The sequence below is a fragment of the Actinoplanes sp. NBRC 103695 genome, assembly GCF_030269485.1.
Taxonomy (GTDB): Bacteria; Actinomycetota; Actinomycetes; order Mycobacteriales; family Micromonosporaceae; genus Actinoplanes.
On the sequence record NZ_BSTL01000001.1, the window covers coordinates 285,026 to 297,399 of the forward strand.

General features: G+C 71.8%; 12 protein-coding genes. 6 read left to right on the plus strand and 6 right to left on the minus strand.

Annotation, left to right across the window (positions count from 1 at the left end):
• Positions 1 to 38: 38 nt before the first annotated feature.
• Complete coding sequence (locus QSK31_RS01170) at positions 39 to 1,583, minus strand: alpha/beta hydrolase (protein ID WP_285680118.1); 1,545 nt, start codon at positions 1,581 to 1,583, stop codon at positions 39 to 41.
• Between the two features lie 61 nt (positions 1,584 to 1,644).
• Here QSK31_RS01170 and QSK31_RS01175 point away from each other — a divergent pair, with 61 nt between their 5' ends.
• The gene (locus QSK31_RS01175) at positions 1,645 to 2,097 is read left to right on the plus strand and encodes an NUDIX domain-containing protein (RefSeq protein ID WP_285680120.1); all 453 of its coding nucleotides are present in this window, start codon (positions 1,645 to 1,647) and stop codon (positions 2,095 to 2,097) included.
• 67 nt (positions 2,098 to 2,164) lie between these two features.
• On the opposite strand, the gene QSK31_RS01180 is transcribed toward QSK31_RS01175, so the two are convergent.
• Positions 2,165 to 3,937 (minus strand): ABC transporter ATP-binding protein, encoded by a 1,773-nt coding sequence (locus tag QSK31_RS01180; RefSeq protein ID WP_285680122.1) that lies wholly within the window; start codon positions 3,935 to 3,937, stop codon positions 2,165 to 2,167.
• A gap of 70 nt (positions 3,938 to 4,007) precedes the next feature.
• Between QSK31_RS01180 and QSK31_RS01185 the strand changes: the two genes are divergently transcribed.
• The 5 genes from QSK31_RS01185 (at position 4,008) to QSK31_RS01205 (ending at position 8,331) form a co-directional block, all read left to right on the plus strand.
• A complete protein-coding gene (locus QSK31_RS01185; RefSeq protein ID WP_285680124.1) occupies positions 4,008 to 4,442 on the plus strand; it encodes a MarR family winged helix-turn-helix transcriptional regulator in 435 nt (144 codons plus the stop codon).
• 9 nt (positions 4,443 to 4,451) lie between these two features.
• Positions 4,452 to 5,255: a phosphatase PAP2 family protein gene (locus tag QSK31_RS01190; protein WP_285680126.1), complete on the plus strand. Its 804-nt coding sequence runs from the start codon at positions 4,452 to 4,454 to the stop codon at positions 5,253 to 5,255.
• Positions 5,197 to 5,796 carry a phosphatase PAP2 family protein gene (locus tag QSK31_RS01195; protein ID WP_285680127.1) on the plus strand — a complete coding sequence of 200 codons (600 nt, stop codon included), beginning with the start codon at positions 5,197 to 5,199 and terminating at the stop codon, positions 5,794 to 5,796. The genes QSK31_RS01190 and QSK31_RS01195 overlap by 59 nt, the downstream gene beginning before the upstream one ends.
• Positions 5,797 to 6,223: 427 nt before the next feature.
• Positions 6,224 to 7,111 (plus strand): hypothetical protein, encoded by an 888-nt coding sequence (locus QSK31_RS01200; RefSeq protein WP_285680129.1) that lies wholly within the window; start codon positions 6,224 to 6,226, stop codon positions 7,109 to 7,111.
• A gap of 101 nt (positions 7,112 to 7,212) precedes the next feature.
• A complete protein-coding gene (locus tag QSK31_RS01205) occupies positions 7,213 to 8,331 on the plus strand; it encodes a M20 family metallopeptidase (RefSeq protein WP_285680131.1) in 1,119 nt (372 codons plus the stop codon).
• Here QSK31_RS01205 and QSK31_RS01210 read toward each other — a convergent pair.
• The 4 genes from QSK31_RS01210 to QSK31_RS01225 form a co-directional block, all read right to left on the minus strand.
• Positions 8,277 to 10,475, minus strand: coding sequence for a putative bifunctional diguanylate cyclase/phosphodiesterase (locus QSK31_RS01210; protein ID WP_285680133.1), 2,199 nt, complete (start codon positions 10,473 to 10,475; stop codon positions 8,277 to 8,279). The two genes, QSK31_RS01205 and QSK31_RS01210, sit on opposite strands and share 55 nt — an antisense overlap.
• A 96-nt stretch (positions 10,476 to 10,571) precedes the next feature.
• On the minus strand, positions 10,572 to 11,381 hold the full coding sequence (locus QSK31_RS01215) for a phytanoyl-CoA dioxygenase family protein (RefSeq protein WP_285680135.1): 810 nt from the start codon (positions 11,379 to 11,381) through the stop codon (positions 10,572 to 10,574).
• A gap of 36 nt (positions 11,382 to 11,417) precedes the next feature.
• Positions 11,418 to 11,705: a DUF4873 domain-containing protein gene (locus tag QSK31_RS01220; protein WP_285680136.1), complete on the minus strand. Its 288-nt coding sequence runs from the start codon at positions 11,703 to 11,705 to the stop codon at positions 11,418 to 11,420.
• Positions 11,698 to 12,348, minus strand: coding sequence for a TetR family transcriptional regulator (locus QSK31_RS01225; RefSeq protein WP_285680137.1), 651 nt, complete (start codon positions 12,346 to 12,348; stop codon positions 11,698 to 11,700). The genes QSK31_RS01220 and QSK31_RS01225 overlap by 8 nt, the downstream gene beginning before the upstream one ends.
• Positions 12,349 to 12,374: the final 26 nt, after the last annotated feature.

Sequence of the window (12,374 nt, forward strand, 5' to 3'; positions counted from 1 at the left end):
ACTCGGAACGTCGCCGCCCGGGCCGACATTCCCGGGTGTCACAGCCAGGGGCCGGGCCGCCAGTCGCCGGTGGCGGATCGGGCGCCGCCGGCCGGCTGGTCCTCCGGCGACGGGCCCTGACAGAACTGGTCCCGGGCGGGAAGCCGGCCGTCCGCCAGGAATCCGGTGGCGATGGCGTCGGTGCACGGGCCGGAGCGGATGCCGTAGATGCCGTGCCCGCCGGCGTTCACGGTGACGAACGCGGCCCGGTCACCGAGGGCCCGGCGCAGGCCGTACCCGTTGCGCCAGGATGTTGCCGGGTCGCGCAGGTTCTGCAGGATCAGGATGTTGCGCGGGCCCCGGTCGGTCACCTTGACGGGCGGCTCGACCGGGCGGTGTGCCCAGAACGCGCAGGGCCAGATGTTGCCGGGCATGCCGGCCGTCGCCGGGTAGGCGCGGCGGCTGGCGGCCGTGTTGCGGGCGTACACGCCGGTGTCCCGCGGCCAGCTCACGTCACCGCAGACGATCCCGTACAGCACGGCGAGGGAGTTGTCCCAGGTCGGCTCCGCGAGTCCGGCTCTTCTGGCGGTCTCGGCCGCGGGCGGGTCCGCCGGATCGGAGAACGCCTGCCAGATCTCCGCGAGACCGCTGAACGCCCGGTCGTCGTACAGCGACCGGCGCGTCTCCTCGCGGAAGAGGTTGCCGGTGACGGTGATGTCGGGCAGTTCGACCGGCGAGTGGTCCAGCCGCCGGGCGATCCGGTAGAAGGTGCGTTCGACCGCGCGCGGCGTGGCGCCGAGGTGGTAGGTGTCGTCGCGGGCCGCGGCCCACTTGGTGAAGTCGGGCAGCCGCAGCGCCACCGCCTCGCCCCAGCTGCTCCAGACGCCGGACCACACCCGGGCCGGGTCGACCGCGCTGTCCAGCACGATCCGGTCGGTGCGCCGAGGGAACAGCGAGACGTAGACCGCACCCAGGTACGTGCCGTAGGAGTACCCGAGATACGAGATCTTCGGCTCCCCGAGCGCGGCGCGGATGCTGTCCATGTCGCGGGCGGTGTTGGCGGTGGTGATGTGCGGCAGCAGGTCGCCGGCGACGGCGGCGCAGTCGCGCGCGGTGGTCCGGGCGAAGGCGACGTTGCGGTCGATCGAGCCGTCCGGCGCCGGGTACGGCAGGATCAGCTCGAGCGGTGTGGTCTCCGGGATGCCGCAGCTGATCGGCGTGCTGGCGCCGACGCCCCGAGGGTCGAACCCGATCAGGTCGTAGCGGTCGAGGACGTCGGCGGGCAGGGTCTCGGCCAGGAAGAGCGGCATGTCCAAGCCGCTGCCGCCCGGACCGCCCGGGTTGAGAAGCAGGACCCCGCGGCGCTTCGCGGGATCGGCCGCCCGGAGCCGGGAGACGGCGACGGTGATCGACCTGCCGCGCGGGGCCCGGTAGTCGAGCGGCACGCGCAGGTCGGCGCATTCGAGACCGGAGTCGGGAGCGGCGGCGCAGGGCGCCCAGCTCAGACCGGGTTCAGATCGTCCAGCATCGGCCGCTCCCGCGGTGCCCGGCACCAGGGTCACGAGAACGGCGGCCACGGTGGACAGAGCGAGTATCCGTTTCATCGAGATACCTCCATGGCCCGATGGTCTCGCAGCCCCGCCACTCAGAACCTAGGGTGCGTCCGTGACGTACGTCAGTGAACTGCGCGATCTGGTGGGGCACCGGCCGTTGCTGCTCGCCGCGGCCGGTGTCGTCGTCGCCGACGACGGGGGCCGCTGGCTGCTCCAGCGGCGGGCCGACGACGGCCGGTGGGGACTCCTCGGTGGAGCTCTGGAGCTCGGGGAGTCCTTCGAGGACGGTGCCCGGCGCGAGCTCTTCGAGGAGAGTGGCCTGACCGTCGAGTCGCTGCGTCAGATCGACGTGTACTCGGGTCCGGAGTTTCGGCTCACGTATCCCAACGGGGACCAGGTCTTCGTCGTCGGGGTGACGTTTCTGGCGGGTGGCGTGACCGGCACCGCCGTGGCTGATGGGCAGGAGGGATCGGAGCTGGGGTGGTTCAGCCCGGACCGTCTTCCCGTTCTCAGCGGATACAACGGGCTGCTGACGAGCCGGGCCCGGGCGTCGCTCGCGCGGTGACCGCTATGCGGCCGTGTCGCTCGCGCGGTGACCCCGCTATGCGGCCGTGTCGCTCGCGCGGTGTCCGCTACGCGGCCAGGGCGGCGTAGCGGCCGTCGGCTCGGACCAGGGTGTCGTGGGTGCCGGACTCGAGGATGCGGCCGTGGTGCAGGACCGCGATGCGGTCGGCGTCGCGGACGGTGGACAGGCGGTGGGCGATGGTGATCGTGGTGCGGCCCTTCGCCAGCTCGTCGAACGCGCGCTGCACGGCTCGCTCGGTGGTGGTGTCGAGGGCGCTGGTGGCCTCGTCGAGCACCAGAATCTTGGGGTCGCGCAGCAGGGTGCGCGCGATCGCGATGCGTTGTTTTTCGCCGCCGGAGAAGCGGTGACCCCGGGAGCCGACGACCGTGTCGTAGCCGTCCGGCAGGTCTGTGATCAGGTCGTGGATCTGCGCGGCTCGGGCCGCCTGCTCGATCTGGGCGTCGGCCGCGTCGGGCCGGGCGTACCGCAGGTTCTCGCGCACCGTGGTGTGCAACAGGTAGGTCTCCTGGCTGACCACGCCGACGATGGCGGCCAGGTCGGCCTGACGGATGTCGCGTAGGTCGACGCCGTCGATGGTGACGCGGCCGGAGGTCGGGTCCTGCAGGCGGGCGATCAGGCCGGCGATGGTGCTCTTGCCGGAACCGGTCTGGCCGACCAGGGCCAGGGAGGTGCCGGCCGGCACGTCCAGGCTGACGCCCGACACGGCGGGCGCGGAGCTGCCGGGGTAGGTCAGCGTCACGTCCTCGAGGCGCAGGTGGCCGGTGACGTGCGAGACGTCCGCGGGATCGGCGGGGTCGTCGACCTCGACCGGGAGGTCCAGGTATTCGAAGATGCGGGCGAACAGCGCCAGCGACGCGGTCACCGAGACGCCCACGTTGAGCAGCTGGGTGAGCGGCCGGAACAGCGCCGTCTGCAGGGCGGTGAAGGCGACCAGGGTGCCGATGCTCATCGCACCGGCGGCGATCGGCAGTCCGGCGCTCAGGTAGATGACGGCGGGGATGGCCGCGAAGATGATGCTCATGGTGGCCATCCGCCAGCGGCCGGCCAGCTCCGAGCGCAGCTCGAGGTCGATCAGGCGGGTGGACGAGCCGGTGAACCGGCGGACCAGCTCGGGGCCGGTGTGCATGGTCTTGCTGAGCTGGATGCCGCTGATCGACAGGCCCTCCTCGACGGTCACGTTGAGGTCGGCCAGCTCGCGTTGCCGCTGGGCGGTGATGGCCCGGCGCATCCGGGCGACCCGGCGGGAGAGCATCACCGACGGCGGGAGCACCACCAGCGAGATCAGGGTGAGCTGCCAGGACAGCGCGATCATCGCGACCACGGTGGCCACGACCGTGGTCAGGTTGGAGGCGAGCGAGGTGGCCGTCGAGGTCACCACGGACTGCATGCCGCCGATGTCGTTGGTGATGCGGGACTGCACCTCGCCGGTGCGGGTGCGGGTGAAGAACGCCACGGACTGCCGTTGCAGGTGCGCGAACACGTCGATGCGCAGCCGGTGCATCACCCGCTGGCCGACGGTGGTGGCGATCCAGGTCTGCACGACACCCAGCGCGGCGGTCACGGCGGCGACGGCGACCATGCCCGCCACCAGCCAGCTCAGCAGCCGGACGTCGGAGTGGGGGAGCGCGACGTCGATGACCTCGCGCAGGAGGAAGGGCTGGGCCATGGCGATCACGGACGACGCCGCGATGATCGCGGTGACGACGGCGAGCGGGGCCCGGTGCGGCCGGAACAGCCGCCGGATGCGTCGGAGCGAGACGTGCTTGGCCTGCTCCTTTTCGATTTCTTTGACCCTGGTCATGTCCTTGGTCTTGGTCATAGGATCCTTCCAAAAAGCTGAGGTTACCTCAACATGAGGGTACAGCGATTCCTCCTGCTACGGTATTCCCGTGTCGGACGAGGGGATGGGCGAGCTCTTCTGGGCGGTGGCCCGGGAGCTGCGTTTCCGCACGCGGGACGCCTTGGAGCCGTGGGCGGTCACGCCCGCTCAGTCCCGCGCGCTGGGCGTGCTGCTGCACGACGAGCCGCACCGGCTGGGCGACCTGGCCGAGCGGCTGCGCATCGCGCCGCGCTCGGCCACCGAGGTCGTCGACCACCTGGAGCGGCGGGGCCTGGTGGAGCGCCGGCCCGACCTGGCCGACCGCCGCGCCACGCTGATCGTGCTGACCGACCGTGGCCGGGCGGCCGCCGACGACATCCGCGCGGCCAGGATCATCGAGGCCGACCGGTTCTTCGCCCGGCTGAGCCCCGGTGACCGCGCCGACCTGGCCCGGATTCTCGGCAATCTGGTCGCCGAAGGTGAACGAGAGGCGAATAAGGGGTAGATGGCGGGTGTGCGACTTCCTCTGCGCCTCGGCGTCGCCTCCGTGCTGACCGTGCTCCTGGTCGGCCCGTTCGCCCTGCTCGCGATCTTCGTGGCCGGGAGCTGGACCCCGCTGCACGCCTTCGACGCCTCGGTCTCGAACGCGGTGCACGTGTGGGCCGTCGGTCACCCCGCCGTGGTGGACGCCATGGAGGTGTGGAGCCTGGTCTTCTCGCCGATGGCGCTGCGGGCGGCCGCGCTCGTCCTGATCGTCTGGCTGTTCCGCCGGCGCGCGGTCCGGCTCGCCTGGTGGGTGATCGCCACGATGACCGCCGGCGGCGTGTTCGCCGCCCTGCTCAAACTGCTCGTGGAACGCGACCGCCCGGAGTTCCTCGACCCGGTGGCGCGCGCGGCCGGGTACTCCTTCCCGTCCGGCCATGCCGCCAACGCCGCGCTGGCCTGCGGCGTCTTCCTGTTGGTGCTGCTGCCGCTCGGCCGGTGGCGCCCGGCGTTGTGGACCGGGGCCGTGGTGATCACCGTGGTCACCGGCCTGACCCGGATCGGGCTGGGCGTGCATTTCACCAGCGACGTGGTGGCCGGATGGCTCCTCGGGCTGGCGATGGTGACCGCGACGACGGCCGCCTTCCACACGCGTACGCGTAACGAAAGATCCTCATGGGTAAGAACGCCGCGTGACAGTCGCGCTGCAAGCTCTCAAACGGGTGATCGTGCCGATCGCGGTCTGGTTGCTGGTGATGATCGGGATCGGTCTGCTGGTGACGAAGGTGCTGAACCGGGACTGGCCGTTCACGATCGAGGACGGCGTCAACCGTGACTTCGCCGCGGACCGCACCGGCGACTGGAACGGGATAACCGGGTTCTTCAGCCTGGTCGGCAGCACCCCGGTGATCATCGGGGTGACCGTGGTCGCGGCCCTCGTGCTGCGGTGGCGCCTGCGCCGCTGGAACGAATCGATCTTCCTGTGCCTCGCGGTGGCCTGCCAGGCGGTGGTCTTCTTCTTCACCACGCTGGTCATCGACCGCGCCCGCCCGGCCGTGGCCAAGATGGACGTGTCGCCGCCCACCAGCAGTTTCCCGTCCGGGCACACCTCGGCCGCGGTGGCGCTCTACGCCGGCCTCGCCCTGGTTCTGGCTCTGCTGCTCAACCGGACCTGGCTCAAGGCGGCGGTGTGGCTGCTGGTCCTGATCCCGGTCGCGGTGGCCTTCTCCCGCCTCTATCGCGGCATGCACCACCCGAGTGACGTGACGGCCTCGTTCGTCAACGGCGCCGTCTGCATCACGATCGCCGCCCGCGCCCTGCTCGACCGCACCGTCCGGTGGGGCCGGTCCACGTCCCGCCGCACCGTCGCCACCTGACGAGAGCCTTCAAGATCACCCGCAGATGGGTACGAAAGGGAGCACCGGCCCGTATCGGTGCACATGCCATCGCGCCGTGACCAGCGGAAACTGCACGGAATTGCGTCCGGAGAATCGCATTGCGCGCCGGCCGGAAAGCGGGAAACCGGTTACGGCCGGCCGGGGAGTGTTCCCCGAATGGGCGGCGGCGCTCCACGAGTGGCCGGCGAACCTTTCTTCTCCATGAAATTTCGACGCCCATCGACCCGTGTTGCCGCGTCCGCGTACGCCCTTCCTGAGCAGGAACGATGCAACCGGTCGGGTGACGCCCGGCGGGCGCCGGGCGGGATCGGCGCCGATTTTCCGTTTCTGGAATCGGTGAACCACTGTGCGGGCAGCCCCGTAAGTCCCCAGCGAAGACATCGACGTCCAGCGACGAGGAGTGATGATGAGTCTGCGTTACCGAAGGGGCACCCGGGTCAATCGCAAGGCGATCGGCGCGGTTGTGATCGCCGGCGTGCTGGTGGCCGGCGGCTTGACGGGTGTGCAGCTCGCGTCCGCCGGGGAGACGAAGGCCGCGGATGTCGTGGTCGTGGACGGTCAGCAGTTCGACGTCTCGCAGTGCGCCGAGCTGGCGATCAACGGTGGCGTGGTGCTCTGTGACGGCGAGGAACTGGCGCCGGTCGAGAACCAGGGCGCCGCCGAGGCGGCCGCGGCTTCGGCCGCCGCGCTCGAGACCGCCTGCGACACGTTCGCGATCGACCAGGCCGCCGCCGACGCGGAGGCCGCCGGCCAGGGCGAGGAAGGTGCCGAAGAGGGTGCCGAGGGCGCGGGCGACGCGTCCGCCGCGCCGGAGGAGCCGCCGGCCGCGAAGGCGAAGCCGAAGATGGGCGAGCTGAAGAATTCGCTGCGTGGCGCCGTCAAGCGGGCCAAGGAAGCGCGTAAGGCGGCCCGCGAGGCCGCCAAGGAAGCCGAGAAGGCCGGCAAGGGCAAGGGCAAGGGCGAAGAGGCCGGCGCGGGCGACGAGGGCGCCGGCGACGAGGCCGGTGCTGGTGACGAGGCCGGAGCCGGCGAGGAGGGCGGCGACGCCGCTGCCGCCGACGTCGACGCCGCTCGGGCCACGCTGCTGCAGTCCTGCCTGGACTTGGCCGTGGCGAAGGCCGCGGCCGGTGCGGGCGCCGGTGCCGGCGAAGAGGGTGCCGGTGATGAGGCTGGTGCTGGTGATGAGGCCGGTGACGAGGCTGGTGCCGGCGACGAGGCGGGTGCTGGTGACGAGGCCGGTGCCGGCGACGAGGCCGGCGCTGCCGACGAGGGCGCCGCGAAGGCCAAGAAGTAGTACTGAGGCCGAGCAGTAACAATTGACGGCCCGAGAAAGAACGTTCGTTCCCCTGGGAACGAGCGTTCTTTCTCTTTGTGACGGCTCGGTAGGCTCGGCCGGTGGAGCTCGATGCGCTGCTGGACCGTGCCGCCGGCCTGATCGCGATCCCGTCCACCGCGGACCGCCCCGACGACCTGGCACGGGCCCTCGACCTGGTCCTGGACTCGGTGGGTCCGGGGTTCGCCGTCCGCCGCTTCACCTCGCGGGGCAAGCCGAGCGCGCTGGTGTCCACAACGCCCGGCCGGAACGATTTCCGGGTGATCCTCAACGGACACCTCGACGTGGTGCCCGGTTCCCCCGACCAGTTCGTGGCGCGACGCGAGGGCGACCGCCTGTACGGCCGCGGCGCCCAGGACATGAAGGTCGCCGCGCTCGTTCTCGCCGAGGTGTTCCGCGAACTCGCGCCCGTCCTCCCGTACCCCCTGGGTCTGCAGTTGGTCTGTGACGAGGAGGTGGGCGGGTTCGACGGGACGGCACACCAGATCGAGCGGGGTGTCACGGCCGGCTTCGTGGTGATCGGCGAGCAGAGCGGCCTGCGCGTGGTGGCCGAGTCGAAAGGGCTGCTCCAGGTCCGGCTCGTCGCGACCGGGCGGGCGGCGCACGCGGCCTATCCGTGGCTCGGCGACAACGCGCTGATCAAGGTGACCCGGGCCGTCGAGGAGATCCTGCGGCACTACCCGGTGCCGGCGGCCGAGGAGTGGGTGACCACCGTCAACGTGGCCCGGATCGTGACCGGCAACGCGGCGGTCAACCAGGTGCCGGCGGACGCGACGGCGTGGCTGGACGTGCGGTTCCCGCCGGAGGACGGGCGGAGCGGTGCCGAGATCGCCGCGCACCTGGACGGGCTGGCCGGCGACGGCGTCGAGGTGATCGTCGACTCGGTCGCGCCCCCGCACCACGCCGACCCGCAATGCGCCGAGGTCAAGCTGCTGCAGCGAAGCGACCCGCCGGACGCCGAGGCGCACGGCGGCGGCTCGCGGCGCGGGGACCTGCTGCGCAAGCACGGGGCCGCGGACGGCCGGTTCTACTCGGCGCGCGGCGTCAACGCGGTGATCTTCGGGCCGGGCGGGGACGGTCAGCACGGGCCGGCCGAGTACCTCGACGTCACCACGGTCGAGCCGTACTACGCGGCGGTCAGCGGGTTCCTCAGGGCGATCGAGGCCAGCGGCGCGGGGTAGCCGTACAGGAAGCCCTGGCCCGCGGGGCAGCCGAGTTCCAGCAGCATCTGCGCCTGGGCCGGATCCTCGAGGCCCTCGGCCACCGCGGTCAGCCCGATCGCGCCGAACAGCTGCCACAGGGTGCCGACGATCCGTGCCGCCGCCGGGTCGCGGGCGATGTCCCGCACGTACGTCCCGTCGATCTTGACGATGTCCGCGGGCAACCGGTGCAGGTGCCGCAGCGAGGCGTAGCCGGTGCCGAAGTCGTCGATCGCGATCCGTACGCCGGTGGACCGCAGCAGCGCCAGCGTGCCGATCACGTCGGACTCATCGGCCAGGGCGCTCTCGGCCACCTCGAGCACCAGCTGCTCCGGTCGCAGCCCGGCCTGGGCGAGCATGGTCGCCACGGTTGCCGGGAACGACGGGTCGAGCATCTGCGACGGCGAGACGTTGATCGACAGGTAGGCGTCGCCCGCGCCCGGCCACGCCGCGAACTCGGCCAGGGCCCGCCGCAGCACGGACACGCCCACCTCGGCGATCACGCCGGCCCGCTCGGCGACCGGGATGAACACCTCGGGCGGCACCGAGCCGAGGTACGGGTGCTCCCAGCGCGCGAGCGCCTCGACGCCGATCACCTGCCGGTCGGCCAGCGTCACGATCGGCTGGTAGACGACGTCCAGCAGGTCGTGCGCCAGCGCCTGGCGCAGCTCGGCGCGGAACATCATCTCCCGGTCGAAGCCCTGCCGCATCGACGGCTCGAACATCGCGTACGTGTTCTTGCCCTGCGCCTTGGCCGCGTACATCGCGAGGTCGACGTTCTTGCGCAGGTCCTCGGCGTACATCGGGCCGGTGGCGACCGCGACGCCGACGCTGGCGCCGACCTGGACCGTGCGGGAGCCGACCTGGAACGGCGCGTGCAACTCCGCCAGCAGCCGCCGCGCCTGCGCGGGGAGCCCGTCGACCCGGCCGGTGAGCACGGCGAACTCGTCACCGCCGAGGCGGGCGATGGTGTCGTCCGGTTCGAAGCAGGCGCGCAGCCGGTCGCCGACGGTACGCAGGACGACGTCGCCGGCGTCGTGGCCGAGGGAGTCGTTGACCAGCTTGAAGTCGTCGAGGTCCAGATACACGACCGCGACCGGAGTCCCGGCGGCGAGCGTCACCTCGAGCCGCTCGGTGAACTGCGCGCGGTTGCCCAGCCCGGTCAGCGGGTCGTGGTACGCCTGGTACCGCATCCGCCGGGTGAGCGTCGAGTTGTGCAGCAGCGTGGACAGCTGCCGCAGCAGGATCAGGACCAGCCCGGCGAGCAGCGGCACCACCTCGGGCGCGCCGACCCGCCCGCCGCCGATCGTCTGCCCGGCCACGACGGACGCGGCCAGCCCGAACGGCACGTACGGCAGCAGGATCCGCCAGCGGGTCAGCACGCCGGCGTCGTTCTGCTCGGCCGGCCATCGTGCCGCCGCCCAGGAAGCCGCGCCGAGGGCCGTGAAGCAGATGAAGAAGCCGGCATCCGACGACTGGCCGGTGAAGTAGGTCCCGGCCGAGGTGTCCAGCAGGAACATGGAGTCCGAGGCGGTCATGCCGGCCAGGCCCAGGATGATCAGGATGGCGATGCCGCGGCCACCGCCCCGGGCGCGGGCGGCCACGAGGACGGCCATGGTGGCCAGCACGATGTCGCCGACCGGGTACGCCAGGGACACCACGAACGCCAGCTTGGAGTCGGCGCCGGCCTCCCACACCGACCGCACGGTGATCACCCAGCCGACGACGAACAGCGCGCACCCGACGATCAGGCCGTCGAGCAGCACCGTCGTGCGGGCGCGGACCGAGCTGAAGCCGGAGATCAGCCACAGGCCGGCCGCGCCGAGCACCGGGAGGCCCAGGTAGCCGGCGTCGGCGAGCGAGGGGAACAGCACCTCGGCGTGCACGACCAGCTCGTTCCAGGACCAGTAGAAGTTGCCCAGGCCCCAGCTGAGGCAGCCGCCGCCGAGCAGCGCCCAGCCGTGGCGGGCGTTGCCAGTGAGGCGCCGCGCGGCGAGGAAGCCGAGCACCCCGGCCGCGCAGGCGAGCGCGCTGCTGGCGAGCTGCGTGTAGGTCGCGGCCGCGGTGTGCGAGAGCAGGACGACGGGCACGCCGGCCGCGAGGCACAGCGCGACCAGCGCCGTCATCTGCCTCCGCCGACCCGTCACCGCCGTCTCATCGGCCGCCCCGCCGTCGACTTGAGCCCGCCGTCGATCGAGTCCGGCGCCGACCGGAGCCGGACCTCAGGCCTCGCCCATGACCAGGCCCTCGATGGTGTGCTTCTGGGTGATCGGCTCCAGCTTGTCGACCACCGGGCAGACCAGGTGGTCGCGTGCGGCGGCGGGCAGCGACTCCCGGTAGGCGCGGGTGACGGCCATGTCGTGCTTGTCGCCGTTGCCGGCGCCCGGGGCGTCGACGCCGAGGACCAGCACGGGACGGGCGTGCCGCGAGAGGTTCCTGGTGCCGCGGTGGACGGTCAGGGCCGAGCGGGCCGAGATGTCGCCGCGCTGCGGGAACTTGCGCACCGCCCGCTCCTGGTAGCGCGGGTAGCGGTCCTTGGGCGGGAACATGCCGTGGTCGAAGTCGGGCTCGTCGTCGAACTGCGTACCCGGAGCGATCTCGAAAGGCCCCATGTCCTCGGCCGTGTCGACGGCCGTCAGGTTGAAGGCGAGCGAGTCGAGCTCGCGTCGCTCCTTGGTGAGGGCGGGCATCGGGAAATCCCGGTGCCACGGCTGGTCGGCCGCGCCGGCGAACGGGATGTCGAACCCGAGTTCGACGATCTGGTAGCTCGGGCCGAGCACCGCCTCGCTGACCCCCATCACCCACGGGTGCGTGACCAGCTCGGCGAAGCCGCGCAGCTGCTCGGGGTGGATCTCCACGTAGTAGCGGTGCGGCCCGCGCCCGACCGCGCCGCCGGGCCGGTCGATCGCCTTCGCGAACGCCGCCTCGATGTCCTCGCGCATCCGGTCGGCCCACTCGGCGCTGAAGGCACCCTTGAGGGCCGTGATGCCGTCGGTGTAGATCGCGTCTCGTTCCGCTTCGAATGCCGTCATGACCTCATCGTGCGCCCTGAGGTGTGACGTCGCAGCTCAGCCGAAGTCCGGCCAGGGCGGGAAGCCGGTGCCCGTGAGGCGCAGGCCGCCCCAGGGATCGGGCTCGCCGAGCTTCGCCGGGACGGGCTCGCCGCCGCCGATCGCGATCGTGGCCTCGCGGGCGCCGGCGCGGTAGGCCTCGACCAGCGCGGGATCCGGCTCGGTGCGTCCCGCCCAGCGCAAACGTCCCTCCAGCGGCTCGAAGTGCGCGGACAGCCGGACGGCCAGGTCGGCCGAGGCGTCGCCGACCTGGACGGTGGCAGGGCCGCGAAAGTCTTCACTCATGGTGCATCCATTCGTCCGGAACGCCGTCCGGGACGACGCGCAGGTTGGCGATGCCGCCCCAGAGGAACGTGGCCAGGTAGTCGCTCAGCGCCGGCCGGCTGATCGGCTGCTGGGTGCGCAGCCACCAGTCACCGACGGTCTGGACATAACCGACGATGCCGTACGCCCAGGGCAGCGCCGCGCCGGAGTCGAGGCCGACGGCGCGCAACCGGTCGCCCAGGATGCGCGCCAGGCCGCTGGACACGGTGTCGACCACGTCGACCACCACGTCGTTGCCGCGCTCGATGCCGGACGGGTGCACCACGAACCGGTAGACGTGCGGGTCGCCCTCGATGTAGGCGAGATACGCGTCGACGGCGGCGGCCACCACGTCGCGCTCCGCGCGTACCGCGGAAACAGCCGGACCGATCGCCGCGAGCAACCCGGCCGCTGTCTCCTGGCCCACCGCCTGCCAGAGCTCGGATTTGTCCGCGAAGTAGCGGTAGAGCACGGGCTTGCTCACCCCGGCGTGCGCGGCGATCGCCTCCATGCCGAGGTCGGGCCCGTGGGCCCGGATCGCCTCGATGGCGGCCGCGGTCAGCTGGGCGCGGCGTTGCTCACGGTGCCCGGCCCAGCGTTGACTGCGGCCGTCGGGAGAGTTCATAGTACTAGAAGTAACTGTTACCACGG